Origin of the sequence: Halomonas sp. KM007 (genome assembly GCF_050709225.1) — a bacterium.
GTDB classification, from domain to species: Bacteria; Pseudomonadota; Gammaproteobacteria; order Pseudomonadales; family Halomonadaceae; genus Vreelandella; species Vreelandella hamiltonii.
In genome coordinates, this window is sequence record NZ_CP136131.1 from 3,137,686 (window position 1) to 3,153,558 (window position 15,873).

The 15,873-nt window shown below is 61.0% G+C and carries 14 protein-coding genes and 2 tRNA genes; 6 read left to right on the top strand and 10 right to left on the bottom strand.

From position 1 onward, the window contains the following. Positions 1–139: 139 nt before the first annotated feature. On the bottom strand, positions 140–2,221 hold the full coding sequence (locus tag RVM27_RS14890) for a carboxy terminal-processing peptidase (RefSeq protein WP_498956903.1): 2,082 nt from the start codon (positions 2,219–2,221) through the stop codon (positions 140–142). Between the two features lie 138 nt (positions 2,222–2,359). On the opposite strand from RVM27_RS14890, the gene RVM27_RS14895 reads away from it, so the two are divergent. Beyond that, positions 2,360–3,664, top strand: coding sequence for a M18 family aminopeptidase (locus RVM27_RS14895; protein ID WP_498956904.1), 1,305 nt, complete (start codon positions 2,360–2,362; stop codon positions 3,662–3,664). Positions 3,665–3,755: 91 nt separating this feature from the next. On the opposite strand, the gene RVM27_RS14900 is transcribed toward RVM27_RS14895, so the two are convergent. The 9 genes from RVM27_RS14900 to RVM27_RS14940 form a co-directional block, all read right to left on the bottom strand. Further along, positions 3,756–3,832, bottom strand: a tRNA-Met gene (locus RVM27_RS14900). A gap of 63 nt (positions 3,833–3,895) precedes the next feature. Then, complete coding sequence (gene ychF / locus RVM27_RS14905) at positions 3,896–4,987, bottom strand: redox-regulated ATPase YchF (protein ID WP_287806850.1); 1,092 nt, start codon at positions 4,985–4,987, stop codon at positions 3,896–3,898. A 95-nt stretch (positions 4,988–5,082) separates the two neighbouring features. Further along, entirely contained in the window at positions 5,083–5,664 is a 582-nt protein-coding gene (gene pth, locus RVM27_RS14910) for an aminoacyl-tRNA hydrolase (RefSeq protein ID WP_287806848.1), read from the bottom strand. Positions 5,665–5,854: 190 nt separating this feature from the next. Beyond that, positions 5,855–6,490 (bottom strand): 50S ribosomal protein L25/general stress protein Ctc, encoded by a 636-nt coding sequence (locus RVM27_RS14915; protein WP_287806846.1) that lies wholly within the window; start codon positions 6,488–6,490, stop codon positions 5,855–5,857. A gap of 97 nt (positions 6,491–6,587) precedes the next feature. Then, a complete protein-coding gene (locus RVM27_RS14920) occupies positions 6,588–7,529 on the bottom strand; it encodes a ribose-phosphate pyrophosphokinase (protein ID WP_172416021.1) in 942 nt (313 codons plus the stop codon). 59 nt (positions 7,530–7,588) lie between these two features. Then, positions 7,589–7,663 (bottom strand) — tRNA-Gln (locus tag RVM27_RS14925). Between the two features lie 31 nt (positions 7,664–7,694). Continuing rightward, positions 7,695–8,555: a 4-(cytidine 5'-diphospho)-2-C-methyl-D-erythritol kinase gene (gene ispE / locus RVM27_RS14930; RefSeq protein ID WP_498956905.1), complete on the bottom strand. Its 861-nt coding sequence runs from the start codon at positions 8,553–8,555 to the stop codon at positions 7,695–7,697. Positions 8,556–8,597: 42 nt separating this feature from the next. Then, positions 8,598–9,269 carry an outer membrane lipoprotein LolB gene (gene lolB / locus RVM27_RS14935; protein ID WP_498956906.1) on the bottom strand — a complete coding sequence of 224 codons (672 nt, stop codon included), beginning with the start codon at positions 9,267–9,269 and terminating at the stop codon, positions 8,598–8,600. A 45-nt stretch (positions 9,270–9,314) separates the two neighbouring features. After that, positions 9,315–10,982, bottom strand: a complete 1,668-nt coding sequence (locus RVM27_RS14940) for a tetratricopeptide repeat protein (RefSeq protein WP_498956907.1) — start codon at positions 10,980–10,982, stop codon at positions 9,315–9,317. A 348-nt stretch (positions 10,983–11,330) separates the two neighbouring features. On the opposite strand from RVM27_RS14940, the gene hemA reads away from it, so the two are divergent. From hemA to RVM27_RS14965, 5 genes are read left to right on the top strand one after another with little or no spacing between them, the layout of a single operon-like run. Further along, complete coding sequence (gene hemA / locus RVM27_RS14945) at positions 11,331–12,641, top strand: glutamyl-tRNA reductase (protein WP_287806841.1); 1,311 nt, start codon at positions 11,331–11,333, stop codon at positions 12,639–12,641. Next, the gene (gene prfA / locus RVM27_RS14950; protein ID WP_287806839.1) at positions 12,638–13,726 is read left to right on the top strand and encodes a peptide chain release factor 1; all 1,089 of its coding nucleotides are present in this window, start codon (positions 12,638–12,640) and stop codon (positions 13,724–13,726) included. The genes hemA and prfA overlap by 4 nt, the downstream gene beginning before the upstream one ends. Then, a complete protein-coding gene (gene prmC / locus RVM27_RS14955) occupies positions 13,726–14,574 on the top strand; it encodes a HemK/PrmC family methyltransferase (protein WP_498956908.1) in 849 nt (282 codons plus the stop codon). Before prfA ends, prmC begins: the two co-directional genes overlap by 1 nt. A gap of 30 nt (positions 14,575–14,604) precedes the next feature. After that, positions 14,605–15,105: an Lrp/AsnC ligand binding domain-containing protein gene (locus tag RVM27_RS14960; protein WP_044628221.1), complete on the top strand. Its 501-nt coding sequence runs from the start codon at positions 14,605–14,607 to the stop codon at positions 15,103–15,105. Positions 15,106–15,109: 4 nt separating this feature from the next. Beyond that, a complete protein-coding gene (locus RVM27_RS14965) occupies positions 15,110–15,865 on the top strand; it encodes a HesA/MoeB/ThiF family protein (RefSeq protein WP_287806834.1) in 756 nt (251 codons plus the stop codon). The last annotated feature ends 8 nt before the right edge of the window (positions 15,866–15,873 follow it).

Consider the following 15,873-nt stretch of genomic DNA (forward strand, 5'->3'; position numbering starts at 1 on the left):
GTAAGTGGTTCCATCAGTCGATTCGTTCATATGGCAAAACGCCAGCCCAAGGGCTGGCGTTTTGCATGGAGCGTTCTGCGCGGGTCGTTTTGCCTGGACAGGCTGCCCCGTCGCCGTCAGGCGTCGGGGCAGGGGCTGCTCAGCGGCGTGCCATGCGCTGGGCTTTCTCCAGGTGTGCGAAATCGAGCAGGATTTCGGCGGCTTCCAGCACATGAGCGCGGTCGACGGGAGCGGCTTCGTCGCGCTCGGTGTCGGTCTCGTCATCCTGGGTGCCGTCGCTGCGGGCATCCATCCACTCTTCCAGTTCTGGGAGACCCAGTGCGCGGCGGCGCTGGTTTTCCAGTGACAGCTGCTCGGCTTCCTGAGCTTCCAGCTCACGTTGGCGCTGTTCGCGGTTCAGGCTGACGCTGGTGTGCTGTTCGCGCAACTGGCGGGCCAGGGTGGACTGGCGCTCCAGGTAGCGGAAATTGGGGTTACCCTTGGCGCGCTCCTCATGTAGCGAGATGAGGGTAGGCAGGACCGTTTCCGGCGAGCCGTAGCGACGATACTGAACGTTCTGCACGGTGTCCCAGGGAAGGGCGTTGTCCAGGCTGCTCTCCCCAATGCGCTCGGGGTCGATCAGGCTGGGGAAGGCGATGTCCGGCTCTACGCCGCGATTCTGGGTGCTGTCGCCAGAGATGCGGTAGAACTTGGCGCGTGTCAGCTTGATCTGGCCGTGGCTCAGGTCGTTGAGGGTCTGTACCGTGCCTTTGCCAAAGGTAGAGGCGCCCACCACGATGCCGCGGCCATAGTCCTGAATGGCGCCCGCGAAGATCTCGGAGGCCGATGCCGACAGGCGGTTGACCAGAACGGTCAGGGGGCCGTCGTAGACCGTGCCTGCTTCGGTGTCGCCGTAGAGCTGGATGCGGCCCTGGGCGTCACGCACTTGTACCGTGGGGCCGCGATCGATGAACAGGCCGATCAGCGAGTTGGCTTCCTGGAGGGCGCCGCCGCCGTTATTGCGCAGGTCGAGCACGATGCCTTCCACACCCTCTTTCTTGAGGTTGTCGATCTCTCGGGCTACGTCACGGGTGGTGCTGCGGTACTCTTCTTCGCCCGCCTGCCAGGCATCGAAGTCGACGTAGAAGGTCGGTACGGTGATGACGCCGATGCGATGGGGTTCGCCTTCGCGCATGACTTCGATGACTTCGCCTTTGGCGGCCTGGTCTTCCAGGCTGACGGTGTCACGGGTGATTTCCACGATTTGCGAGCGGGTCATGTCGACCGCTTGGGCAGGCACGACGTCCAGGCGTACCACCGAGCCTTTGGGGCCGCGAATCAGATCGACCACGTTGTCCAGGCGCATGCCCACGACGTTGACCATCTCACCATCTTCCTGGCCTACCGCAATGATGCGGTCAGCGGGTTCGAGCACTCCAGCGCGGTCGGCGGGGCCGCCGGGTACCAGGCTGGAGACCTTGACGTATTCACCGTCGGCTTGCAGCAGGGCACCAATGCCTTCCAGCGAAAGGCTCATCTGAATGTCGAAGGACTCGCCCTGGCGGGGCGACAGGTAGCCTGTGTGCGGGTCGATGGTGCTGGACACTGCGGCCATCAGCAGGCCGAAAACGTCTTCCGATTCGGTCTGGCCCAGGCGGGTCAATTGGCCTTCGTAGCGCTGGCGCAGGTTATTCTCGATCTGCTCGTCGTCTTGACCGGTGAGTGCCAGGGTCAAGGCGTCGTTCTTGAGGCGCTTGCGCCACAGTTCATCGAGTTCACTTTCACGGCTGGCCCAGGGAGCGCTCTCACGATCCACCTCCAGGCGCTCGTCGCTTTCGAATTCCAGCGAGAGGCCTTCGTCCAGGCGTGCCAGCAGCCACTCCAGGCGAGAAGTGTGGCGCTCGCTCAGGCGGTTGTAGAGTGCAAAGGCGTCGTCGAGTTCTCCTTCGAACAGCGCCTCGGCCATATCGTTTTCCAGATGACGATAGGGTTCAATATCACGGTTGAGCAAATAGGCACGCTGACCATCGAGAATGTCCAGGTAGCGCTGGAAAGCCTCCTCGGACCACTGCTGGTCAAAATTAATGTTCGCGTAGTGGCCATAGCGGAGCGAATCCGCAATTTCTACGGCCGCTTGGCGTTGTTCGTCTGTCGGCGCCAGTTGCGCCATCGCTGCCGGGCTGGTCATCACCAGCATGACAGCAAGGGCGACCGAGCGCGAAAGCGTTGCAAACAAGCTCATCAGTCAAGCTCTCCCGGATTTGTGTACACTCATTCTTCCCTAGACACGCAGTTAGCCCATGAGTTGCGTAAGCCGAGGGAGCATTGTAGCAGGTCATTTACCCTGTGAGACTCAATCATTACTGTAAAGAGGATTTCCATGTCCGAGGCTTTCAACGCAGAACGTTTAACGCGACTGTGCGATTTCCTGGAGCAGTCGCCCACGCCATGGCACGCTACCCATAACATGGCGCAGCGTTTGGAGCAGGCGGGCTTTACACGCTTGGAAGAAACCGCCAACTGGCCGCTGTCGCCGGGCAAGCGTTACTACGTGACGCGCAATGACTCGTCGCTGATCGCCTTCCAGCTGCCTGCCGGAAAGTTGTCCAGCCTGCGTATGCTGGGAGCGCATACCGACAGCCCTGGGTTGCGCTTGAAGCCTAATGCCACGCAGTACTCGGCGGGCTGGATGCAGCTGGGGGTGCAGGTGTACGGCGGCGTGCTGTTGGCGCCCTGGTTCGACCGTGAGCTGGGGCTGGCAGGGCGGGTGCATGTACGCCATGCCGATGGGCGCCTGGAGAGCGTGCTGCTGAACGTGGCGCAGCCGGTGGCGATGATTCCGAGCCTGGCCATTCACATGGATCGCGACGTCAACGGCGGTCGTTCGATCAATCCGCAAACCCAGATGGCACCGGTACTGCTGCAGAGCAACGATCTCAAGCTCAACGATCTGTTGGCGCAGTGGCTTGAAGCCCAGCACGGGCTGCGTGCCGTGGATATCGTCGATTTCGAGCTGGGCTTTTACGACGTGCAGCCGCCTGCGCTGGTGGGGCTGCGCCAGGAGCTGCTGGCCAGTGCGCGGCTGGATAATCTGCTGTCGTGCTTCGTCGGGCTGGAGGCGCTGCTGGCGTGCGATGGCGAGCAGGGGGCGTTGCTGGTGGCCAACGACCATGAAGAGGTCGGTAGCGCCAGCGCCTGCGGTGCACAGGGTCCGTTTCTTGGGGACGTGCTCAAGCGCTTGAACGTGCAGGTGGGTGGCGGTAGTGAAGAGTCACTGATTCAACTGATTCAGTCGTCACTGATGATCTCCTGCGATAACGCCCACGCGTTGCACCCCAATTTCCGTGACAAGCACGATGACCGGCATGGCCCGGCCATCAACGGCGGTCCGGTCATCAAGGTGAACGCGAGCCAGCGTTATGCCACCAACAGCGTGACCGGTGCACTGTTTCGCGATGTGTGTCGAGAAGCCGATGTGCCCGTGCAGTCATTCGTCACCCGGGCGGACATGGGATGCGGCAGCACCATCGGTCCGATCACGGCGACCGAAGTGGGCGTGCCGACCATCGATGTGGGCTTGCCGCAGTGGGCCATGCACTCCATTCGTGAAACGTCCGGCACTCGCGACGTCGAGTATCTGACTCGCGCGTTGGTTCAGTTCCTGAATCGCGTGACGCTGCACTGATCACCCATCTGCGAATCCAGAACGGACCAGAACGAAAAAGGCCCGCTGATGAAATCAGCGGGCCTTCGCTATTGCTAGCTCGATTCGGTGTTGGTGGCTACGCCCTGATTTGAACAGGGGACCCCATCATTATGAGTGATGTGCTCTAACCAGCTGAGCTACGTAGCCGTGCAACGGGGGCGAATATTACCCACCCCTTTGTCATTCGTCAAGCATTGATTGTTTGCTTCGTTACACATTGAAGCGGAAGTGGATCACGTCGCCATCCTTGACGATGTAGTCCTTGCCTTCCAGGCGCCATTTTCCGGCATCCTTGGCACCCTGTTCGCCGCCCAGCGAGACATAGTCGTCATAGGCGATGACTTCGGCGCGAATGAAGCCTTTCTGGAAGTCGGTGTGAATGACCCCGGCAGCTTCCGGGGCGCTGGCCCCCTGCTTGACGGTCCAGGCACGTACTTCCTTGACGCCTGCGGTGAAGTACGTCTGCAGGCCCAGCAGGGCATAGCCTGCGCGGATGACGCGATCCAGCCCCGGCTCTTCCATGCCCATTTCGGCCAGGAACATGCTGCGCTCATCGTCGTCGAGCTCGGCGATTTCGGCTTCAAGCTGGTTGCACACCGGCACGACCACAGCGCCTTCTTCGGCGGCGATCTCCTGGACGATGTCCAGGTAGGGGTTGTTCTCGAAACCATCTTCATTGACGTTGGCAATGTACATGGTGGGCTTGAGCGTCAGGAAACCAAAGCTTTTGACCTGGCGTTTCTCGTCTTCATCCAGGCCAAAGCTGCGCAGTGGCTGGCCTTCTGCCAGGTGGGGCTGAATCTTGTCCAGCACCGCCTTGGTGGCCATGGCGTCCTTGTCGCCACCCTTGACCACGCGCACCAGGCGCTGGCTGGCTTTTTCGACCGTATCCAGATCGGCCAGAGCGAGTTCCAGGTTGATGGTTTCGATGTCGGCGCGGGGGTCTACCTGGTTGGCCACGTGGATCACGTTGTCGTTGTCGAAGCAGCGCACCACGTGGGCAATGGCCTGGGTTTCACGAATGTTGGCGAGAAACTTGTTGCCGAGCCCTTCGCCCTTGGAAGCACCCGCTACCAGGCCGGCGATATCCACGAATTCCATGGTGGTCGGCAGGACTTTTTCGGGCTTGACGATGGCTGCCAGCTTATCCAGGCGTGGGTCTGGCATGGGAACGATGCCGACGTTGGGTTCGATGGTGCAGAACGGGAAGTTCTCGGCATCGATACCTGACTTCGTCAGTGCATTGAACAGGGTGGATTTGCCTACGTTGGGCAGGCCGACAATACCGCAGTTAAAGCCCATACATTACTTCCTGGCCGCTAGGCCAGCGCTATCTCGTGGGGCGCTGGCCAACAGTGAATAAACGTGTGCGATCACACGACTGATCAAACGTGCTGCTATTTTACGCTATGAAGGCGGTTCATGGCTTTAGCCCAATCGCCGGAAAGTGCCAGCGGCAGGGTGGCCAGACTCTCCTCCAGGGCGTGAGCGATGGCTTCCTGTTCGGCTTTGCCGGGGCGGCCCAGCACGTAATTGACCACTTGGAGTGCTTCCCCGGGGTGGCCGATGCCGATACGCAGGCGGTGGAACTGCTTCTGGTTGCCCAGTGCACTGATGATGTCGCGCAGGCCGTTGTGGCCGCCGTGCCCGCCACCGGTCTTGTAGCGTGCCTGGCCGGGGGGCAGGTCCAGCTCGTCATGGGCGACCAGCAGGTTCTCTGGAGTGAGCTTGAAGAACTGGGTCAGCGCAGCCACCGCAGCGCCGCTGCGGTTCATAAAGGTGGTGGGGTTGAGCAGGTGCAGCTCATGGTCACCCACGCGGGCTTTGGCGTATAGCCCTAAAAACTTTTTCTCAGGACGCAGTTCGGTGTGGGCGCTGTGTGCAATGGCGTCCACTAGCCAAAAGCCCGCATTATGGCGGGTGGCGTCGTATTCTGCGCCTGGGTTGCCCAGTCCTATAATGGCCGTTACCTGGCTCATTTACCCACCTCCAACGGTTCTGGAAGATATGTCGTTGACTCATTGGCAGCTGCTTTGCAGATAAGCAGGGTAGCAGCCACGCTGCAAAAAAAATCAAGCGCCGAAGCGCTTGATTTTAACATCCTTGGGCCATGCGGGCATGGCCCAGGCGGCACTGGTCAGCATACGCTGGCAGCGCCTTTAGCAAGGCTTACTCGGCGCTGGTTTCTGCGTCGCCTTCGCCTTCTTCTTCGTCACCACCACGTACTTTCACTTTGGTGATGCTCAGAATGGCGTTGTCGTGCTCTTCACCGTGGGACAGGTCAACGGAAGTGACGCCCGCCGGGAAGGTCAGGTCAGACAGGTGCAGGGTAGTGCCCAGCTCGACCTTGCTGATGTCCACTTCCAGGAAGTCAGGAAGATCTTTCGGCAAGCAGCTGATGGCAACTTCGTTGGCCAGTACGTGCAGTTCACCGCCCTGGTCCTTGATGCCCACGCACTTCTCTTCGTTCACCACGTGCAGCGGCACGTTCATGGTGATGGCGTGAGTCGCGTCGACGCGCATAAAGTCGGCGTGGGTCAGCAGCGGCTTGAAGGGGTGGCGCTGCAGATCACGAACAACGACCTGCTCTTCGCTGCCGTCGACGACCAGCTTGATGACGGAAGAGAAGAACGACTCGTCTTCGATCGCCTTGTAGAAAGCGGTCTTTTCGACAGAGATGGATTGCGCGCCTTTCTCACCGCCGTACACAACGGCCGGTACGAATTGGTTCGCACGACGCAGGCGGCGGCTCGCACCTTTCCCCAGGTCGTTACGAACGCTGGCTTTCAGGATAAAATCAGACATGTTAATTGCCTCTTGGTTTAAGTAAGGAAACGCCGCCGCCCGCGACCAGACGACGACGTTCCCATGGCCCCAGAAGGGGGCTTGTCACATCAGGCGATCAGTGGAACATCGCGCTGACGGATTCTTCGTTGCTGACGCGGCGAATGGCTTCCGCAATCAGGCCAGCAACGCTCAACTGGCGAATCTTTCCGCTGCGACGCGCATGGTCGGCCAGCGGAATGGTGTCGGTCACCACGACTTCATCCAGTACGGAGTTGGTAATGTTGTCTACCGCCGGGCCCGACAGGATCGGGTGGGTGGCATAGGCGACGACCCGCGCCGCGCCATGATCTTTCAAGGCTTCACCCGCTTTGCACAAGGTGCCTGCGGTATCGATCATGTCATCGACGACCACGCAGGTGCGGCCTTCGATTTCACCGATGATGTGCATGACCTGCGCCTGGTTGGCCTGGGGGCGACGCTTGTCGATGATGGCCAGGTCGGCATTCAACTGCTTGGCGATGGCGCGAGCACGTACTACGCCGCCGACATCGGGGGATACCACCACCAGATCGTCATAGTTCTGACGTTCGATGTCGTCGAGCAGGATCGGAGAGCCGTAGACGTTGTCCACCGGCACATCAAAGAAGCCCTGAATCTGGTCGGCATGCAGGTCCATGGTCATGACGCGGTCGACGCCTGCTTTTACCATCATGTCGGCCACTACTTTTGCCGAGATGGGGACGCGGGCGGAGCGTACACGACGATCCTGGCGGGCATAGCCGAAATAGGGAACCACTGCCGTGATACGAGCAGCCGATGCACGACGCAGGGCGTCGACCATCAGAATGAGTTCCATCAGATTGTCATTCGTCGGCGCGCAGGTGGATTGCAGGATAAAGACATCCTTGCCACGCACGTTCTCATTGATCTCGACCGCGATTTCGCCGTCGCTAAATTGACCCACCGTGGCATTACCCATGCGGCTGTCCAAGCTCTCGGCAATCTTTTGAGCGAGTTCGGGATTGGCATTCCCGGTGAAGACCATCAATTTTGACACGCGCAGCCACCTTTGCAGTGTTGGGGATCAGGGGAGAAAACGCAGATCAACATCAGGATTGGCTGGGGTACCAGGATTCGAACCTGGGAATGCCGATACCAAAAACCGGTGCCTTACCACTTGGCGATACCCCAGCAAACAGCCTGATGCGACGACCGGGCGCTTTCAGCAGCCCAGAGCATCTTGTAGGGGAGAGGTGTTGAGCCCTTTGGCCACCCAAGCGCTCCAGCGCTGGTTGGCTTGCTTGGCCACTGCCTGTGCTGCCTCTGGTGTGTCGAAGGCGGCAAACAGACAAGCGCCCGTACCGGTCAATCGGCACGGTGCATACTGTGCGAGCCAGTCAAGTGCATCCGCAATGAGCGGGTAGCCTTTCCTGACCGTTGCCTCGCAGTCGTTGCGCCATTCGGCCGCTCCCCCCTGCAGTGCGCGCGCCATAGTAATGGGGAGGCTGTCGCGTGTCAATTCCGCATCCTGGAAGATGGCGGGCGTCGAGACGCTCACGCCGGGGTGAATCACCACAAACCAGGGGGTGTCCAGCGTGACCGGAGTGAGCCGTTCGCCAACGCCTTCTGCCCAGGCGCTGTGGCCATGCACGAACACCGGCACATCGGCGCCCAGGCTCAGCCCCAGCGTGGCCAGGGTCTGGCGATCCAGGCCAAGCTGCCACAGCTGATTGAGACCCACCAGCACGGTGGCGGCATTGGAGCTGCCGCCACCGAGGCCGCCGCCCATGGGAAGGCACTTGTCGATGGAGATCGATACGCCTTTGTGATGGCCGCTTTTCTGCTGGAGCAGGCGTGCGGCACGGACGATCAGATTGTCATCGTCGGCAACGCCTGCCAACGGCGTGGTCAGCTCGATACGGCTGTCCTGGCGTTGCGTGAGCGTCAGCGTGTCGCACAGGTCGATCAGCTGAAACAGCGTTTGCAGCTCGTGGTAGCCGTCTGGTCGACGGCCCACGATATGCAGCATGCGATTCAGTTTGGCCGGAGCCGGTAGAATCAGAGAATGGGGTGTTGCGGGCATGCCGGTTCTCTAAAATGAAAGTGCAGGGCGATGAAGCGGCGCTTATTCGGCCGTGCGGCTGGCAGCCTGCCACTGGTTGACCACCAGGGTGATGCGTACCTCGCCGTAGTTCATGACCAGGCGGCGGGGTAGCCACATCTCTTCTACCCGCTCCCAGTCACGGTAGTCGATTTCCCAGCCATCCTGCTGCAGGAAGCGGGGGAAGCCCAGCTCGTCGGTTTCCAACTGATAGCTGGCGTGGTCGCCGGGCAAGCCGCGCACCCAGTCGGGCATGGCGCGTACCGGCAGTGACCAGCCAAGCTGCTCTTCCATCAGGGCTTCCGGAGTTTCGGCTTCGAAGCGGCCGTCGCTGGTGCTCAGCGAAAAGCGTCCTTCACGTCCTTCCAGTACGCTGCGTCCGCCGCCAAAGGGACCGCTGATCAGCATCCGGAAGTAGAACGGTGTCTGGTTCCAGTCGAGGTTGGCACTGATGTTTTCCTGGGGGGTGCGCAAGCCCGCTTTGCCCACCAGCGTCCAGCTGTCGAAGTCTTCGACCTGCGCCTGCTGGCGTTCCCACTGGCCTGCCTGGCGACCGCTTTCGTCGACTGGCGCCTGGCTGGCACAGCCTGCCAGGGTCAAGAGGGCGAGGGCGGCCACCCATAGGCGAGTAGTGGGCAGTACACCAGGCAAGCGGCGGCGTGTCGGACGAGCAGAGGGAAATGACGTAGTCAACATTAGAAGCTCCATGTCAGTAGGGTCTGGATCCAGAAGAGTGCACTATTAGGGCGTGCTGGCGGGCGTTAGTTCAGGATGCCGTTCCAGCAGTTCGTCTATTTGGGGGTGATGGTCGGCACGCCGCATGGCTCGGGCGATGGCTTGACGCGCTTCGTCGCTGCGCCCCAAGGCATGCAGCACTTCGGCCAAGTGGGCGGATACTTCCTGATCGGGGAGTCGCGAATAGGCGCTTTCCAGCCACGCCAGGGCGTCATCCAGTTTGCCCAGTCGGAAGTATACCCAGCCCAGGCTATCCATGATGGCCGGGTTGTCGGGATCGACTTCATAGGCGCGCTCGATCAGGTCCCGGGCTTCTTCCAGGCGCTCGGTGATGTTCAGGTCGGCCAGGGTATAGCCCAGCGCATTCAGGGCATCGGGGTTGTTGGGCTCGGTGAGCAGGATCTGCTGCAGGTCGCGCTCCATGGCTGCCAGGTCGCCCATCTCCCAACCACGCATGGCACGCAGGTACAGCAGTCGCGTGTCGTCGGGCGTGCGGGTGATTTCTCGGTCCAGCAGGGCGCTTGCCTCTTGCTCCATGGCGAGATCGTCCAGCAGCTGCACTTCGAGCAGAACCAGATCGCCAAAGTAGGTGTCGTGGCGCATGCGCTCGATGCGTAGGAAGGCGCGCGCGTCCAGCAGGCGGTCGTCGTCGATCAGCATACGAGCGGCGGCTGCTCGCGCAGGCAGGAACTCGTTGCCATCGCGCACCTGGCGGTAATAGAGCAGGGCGTTGTCGATATCGCCCTGAGATTGTGCAATGGCGCCCAGCAGAAAGTAGGCAATATTGGGAATTCTGTCCTGGCCGATCAGAGGCTGCAGCAGCCGATAGGCGGGCTCACTGTGGCCCTCTTCGAGATAGAGCTGAGCCAGGGCGATGCGCAGTTCCTGATTGCCGCCGTGGGTTTCCAGCAGGGCGTTGGTCTGGGTTTCGGCGGCGGTAATGTTGTTGAGGCGGATTTCGGCCTGGGCCAGCATGAGAATGAAGCGCACGTCATCGGGTGACAGGCTCAGCCCTTGCTGGGCCGCCCGCTGAGCTGCGCGGTGGTCGCCGCTTTCCAGCGCCAGGCGTGCCTTGGCCAGCCACAGTGCTGCGGACTCGGGCTCGCGCTGCTCGACCAGGTCGAGGTGCTGCTGAGCGGTTTGTGTCTCGCCCAGGGCGGCTTCGATGAGCGCGGTGCCCAGCAGCACATCGCTGTAGGAGTCGCGCTCGGCAGCAACCGGTTGCGCCAGATAGGTGCGTAACGGCTGTACCAGGACATTGAGCGGCGCTTCTTCTGCCACCGCAAGCTCGGCGAAACTCGATATGTCGCCGTAGCCGCCCGATTCGGCAATCACCAGCCGCTGTTCCAGGCTGTCCAGCCAGTCACCGCGCTGCAGTGACAGGGCGGCCAGCAGCCGATTGGGCGTTTCCGCGGTGGGCGACAGCTCGCGCCAGCGTAGCGCAGATGCTTCCATCAACGCGGCGTCGTTGCCAAAGCGTGCTGCAAAGGTGGCACGCTCGGCCAGCCCGGGCGCGCTGTAGCGCTGGGCGGCTTCCAGGTAGCCACGGCTTGCATAACGATAGTCGCCGCGCTGGCCAGCCAGCTCGGCGGCCAGCAGCGTGCTGAGCCCTGCCGCATCCAGGCCGCGTGTGACCGGCGGGGCCGTCAGCATGGGGTCGCGGCTAGCGCTCATGAACCCGCGATCTGGAAGCGTGGAGGACAGCTGACAGCCGCTCAACAGCAGCGTCGCGGCCAGCGGTAACAGAGGGAGACCCGATAGTGCTCGGGACAAACCCGGAAGTATTGCGCGGTGGGGCATGCGTATCTCGATCAAGTGGCCGAGTATTCAGCATAGCGGCTTGGCTGCCTGCGGCAAAGTGGTGTGCGCCAGAACATGCAGTGTTGTGATAGAATGTTCCACCTTGAAAGCGGGCCGAGTCAGCACAATTCACCCGTTAAAGCTGCCTTGTTCGGCTCCTCTCCAAGCGATAACGACGAACAGTGACGTGACGACCGATCTACTAGCGAAGACGCAGACCGCATGACGCTTCTTGCCTTGGGAATTAATCATCGTACTGCCAGCGTGGCCGTGCGTGAGCAGGTGGCCTTTACGCCGACGCAGCTGGAAAGCGCGTTGGCTGAACTGCGTGGCCTGCCACATATCCACGAAGCTGCGGTGCTTTCGACGTGTAATCGCACGGAACTCTACTGTGTGACGGATGCCGCCGGTGAGCAGATTGTGCTGGACTGGCTGGGTCGTTTTCATAATTTACGCGTTGAAGAGCTCTCCCGCTGCGCCTACCACTACCACGACAACGACGCTGCTCGTCATTTGATGCGCGTGGCTGTGGGGTTGGACTCCATGGTGTTGGGTGAGCCGCAAATACTGGGCCAGTTAAAAGATGCTTATCAGCAAGCGCGTCAGGCCAAGGGCCTGGGTGGCGAGCTGGAGCGTCTTTTTCAGCACACCTTCGCCGTGGCCAAGCAGGTGCGCACCGAAACGGGTATCGGCAAGAACCCCGTGTCGGTGGCTTACGCGGCGGTCAGTATGGCCAGCCGTATCTTCGATGATTTCAGTCGTGCACGGGCGCTTTTGATCGGTGCCGGAGAAACCATCGAGTTGGTGGCGCGCCATCTGCATGAGGCGGGCGTGCGTCAGCTCACCGTGGCCAACCGTACCCGGGAGCGTGCCGAACAGGTGTCTGCGGCGCTGGGCGGGTCGGCCATCACCCTGCCCGAGATTCCGGATGCACTGGAGCATGCCGATATCGTGATCTCGTCCACGGCTTCCCCGCTGCCGATTCTGGGCAAGGGGATGGTCGAGCGTGCCCTGAAGAAGCGCCGTCATCGGCCTGTCTTCATGGTCGATATTGCAGTGCCACGGGATATCGAGCCACAGGTGGGTGAGCTGGCCGATGTGTTTCTCTATACCGTGGATGACTTGGAAGAGGTCATCGAAGAGAATCGTCGCCACCGCCAAGTGGCTGCCGACCAGGCCGAGTCGCTGATTGAACACGGCGTCGGCAGCTGGCAGCATGAGCGCCGCATTCGCAATGGCGGCGAAGTGATTCGAGATTATCGTCGTCATGGCGAAGCGCTGCGCGATCAAGCGCGGGAGCAGGCGCTGGAACGCCTGGCCAAGGGGGAAGACCCGGCCAAAGTCATCGAGCGGATGGCTCACCAGCTGGCCAACCGCTTCATGCATCAACCCACGCTTGCCATTCGTGACGCTGCTTCGCAGGAAAACCATGAATTGCTCAACGCCGCGCCGCGCCTGTTACTGCCGCCTAAACCTGCCTTTGAGCAGCCTGCGCCTGCGGTAAAACGCCAGAAGGATGATACACCCGCATGAAAGAGACTTTGCGCCAACGCCTGGATAGCTTCTCCGACCGTTTCGAGGAGCTGGCCATGCTGCTGTCCGATCCCGAGGTGATCAACAATCAGCAGCGCTTCCGTGACTATTCGCGAGAATATGCTGAGCTGGAAGAGCTGGTGGCCGCCTGGCAACGTTACCGCGGGGTCGAAGACAGCATCGCCGAGGCCGAACAGCTGAGCCGTGACAGTGATCCAGAGATGCGTGAACTGGCGGAAATGGAAATCAGCGATGGCCGCGAACAGCTGGCAGCGCTGGACGTCGAGCTGAAACGTCTGCTGATCCCCAAGGACCCTGACGATGGCCGTGGCGTGTTTCTGGAAGTGCGGGCGGGCACCGGTGGCGATGAAGCGGCGATTTTTGCCGGTGATCTGTTCCGCATGTACTCCCGCTATGCGGAAAAGCGCGGCTGGCGCGTCGAAATTGTTAGCGCTAGCCACGGCGAGCAGGGCGGTTATAAAGAAGTCATTTCCCGAGTGAAGGGCGATGGCGTCTATGCCCGCCTCAAGTTTGAGTCTGGCGCTCATCGGGTGCAGCGCGTACCGGCGACCGAATCCCAGGGCCGAATCCACACCTCCGCTTGTACCGTTGCGGTGATGCCTGAAGTGGATGAAGTGGGGGATATTGATATTAACCCTGCGGATTTGCGGGTGGACACCTACCGCTCCAGCGGTGCCGGTGGCCAGCACGTCAACACCACCGACTCGGCGATTCGCATCACCCACTTGCCCACCGGCGTGGTGGTGGAGTGCCAGGAAGAGCGCAGCCAGCACAAGAACCGTGCCAAGGCCATGTCCTTGCTGGCGGCCAAGCTCAAGCGCAATGCCGTGGATTCCCAGCGCCAGGAGCAGGCCGATGCACGCCGTTCGCTGGTCGGCTCGGGAGACCGCAGTGAGCGGATTCGGACCTATAACTTCCCTCAAGGTCGCATCACCGACCACCGCATCAACCTGACGCTCTACAAGCTGACCGAAGTGGTCAGCGGCGAGCAGCTCGATGACGTGATCGAGCCCCTGATACATGAGTATCAGGCAGAGCAGCTCTCGGCCCTGCAGGAAGGCTGATGACCTTCGACGCCTTGCTGTCACAGGCGGCCCAGCGGTTGGCGCAGGCAGGCTCTCCCACGCCGCGCCTGGATGCCGAGGTATTGCTGGGCTGCGCTGCCCAGTGCAGCCGTACGTGGCTCTATACCTGGGGTGATCGCGAATGCCCCACCTGGGAGCGAGCCCGTTTCGAGGCGCTGGTAGCCGCGCGTGCCCAGGGGCAGCCGGTGGCGTATCTTACCGGTGAGCGAGGGTTCTGGGGACTGCGGCTGGCGACTTCTCCCGACACGCTGATTCCCAGGCCCGACACGGAAACCCTGGTGGAGGTGGCGCTTTCTCGCGCCGCTGCCCCGGTGGGCAGGCTACTGGATCTGGGAACGGGCACGGGCGCCATTGCGCTGGCGCTGGCCAGTGAAAAGCCGGGTTGGCAGATCATCGGTGCGGACATTCGCCCCGGAGCCGTGACGCTGGCCGAGCGTAATGCCGACGCATTGGGGATCACCAATGCCCGGTTTGTGTTGAGTGATTGGCTCAGCGCGTTCGTGCCTCCGGCAGAGGAGCCGCCTTTCGATATCATCGTCAGTAATCCCCCTTACATTGCGGCCGATGATCCGCATTTGAGCCAGGGCGACGTGCGTTTCGAGCCGCACTCGGCGCTGGTTGCCGATGCCAACGGCATGGCAGACCTGCTCCACGTGATCGAGGCGGCCAAGGCCCACCTGGCCCCTGGTGGCTGCCTGGCAATGGAGCATGGCTACCAGCAGGCGGCCAGTGTGCGTGAGGCACTGTTGGCGGCCGGCTATCAGAACGTTGAAAGCGTGCAAGACATGGGTGGCCATGAACGGGTTACCCTGGGGCACCTCGAATAACTGCCTGATTCATCAGTATTGGATCCTGCCATGAAACCAAAAAATAGAACGCTGGACCGTATCGACCTGAAAATTTTGCGCTGCCTGCAAGAGAACGCACGCATTTCCTATGTAGACCTAGCCTCTGAAGTTGGTTTATCCACAACCCCTTGCCTAGAGCGAGTGAAGCGCTTGGAGCGCGCGGGCATTATCCGCGGCTATCAAGCCATTCTCGACCCCAGAGCATTAAAAGCTAACTTACTGGTATTTGTTGAGATCAGCTTGGAAACCCAGTCGCCTGCTGTCTTTGACGAATTTCGGCGTGCGGTGGAGAAACTGCCGCAGATTCAGGAGTGCCATCTGGTCTCCGGCCAGTTTGACTACATCTTGAAGTGCCGTATTCCTGAAATGGCCGCTTACCGGCAGCTGTTAGGCGATGTGGTGCTGACATTGCCGGGTGTGAAAGAGTCGAAAAGCTACGTGGTGATGGAGGAGGTGAAGGAGAGCTTTAGCCTGCACATCCCCGACTTCGAGGAATTTGAGGATAAGTAACGCGATGATGGACGATCAGGCGCTGTTGCGCTATAGCCGCCAAATCATGCTGCCCGAGGTCGATATTGACGGGCAGGAACGTCTGCGTGCTGCCCATGCGCTGATTATCGGTGCCGGTGGGCTGGGCTCGCCGGTGGCGCTTTATCTGGCGGCGGCTGGTGTAGGAAACATTACTATCGCCGATGCTGACCATGTCGAGCTGACGAATTTGCAGCGCCAAATTGCCCATCAGCAATCCAGTCTTGGTGTGAACAAAGCGCGCTCCGCGAAGGAGAGTATGCAGGCGCTTAACCCAGAGTGCCACGTTGTGGCCCTTGAGCAGCATGCAGAAGGCGAAGCGCTCACCGCCCTGGTGGCCTTGGCGGATGTGGTGTTGGACTGCACCGACCGTTTTTCCAGCCGCTATGCCATCAATGCCGCCTCCCAGCAGGCAGGCGTACCGCTGATTTCCGGCGCGGCGATTCGCTTTTCGGGCCAACTGGCGGTGTTTGACCCGCGTGATGAAGCGTGCCCCTGCTACGCCTGTTTATACCCGCCAGGGGATAGCGAAGATGAAGCGCTGAGCTGTGCAGAGAGCGGTGTCATGGCCCCTTTAGTGGGGCTGATTGGCTGCTTCCAGGCGGTGGAGGCGTTTAAGCTTTTAAGTGGCGCGGGGACGGCGCATCAGGGCTTATCTACGTTTGATGGCTTAAGCGGCCAGTGGCGCCATTTTCAGGTGCCAAGAGACCCGGCGTGCCCGGTGTGTAGCGCTCGCACATAACACTCGCA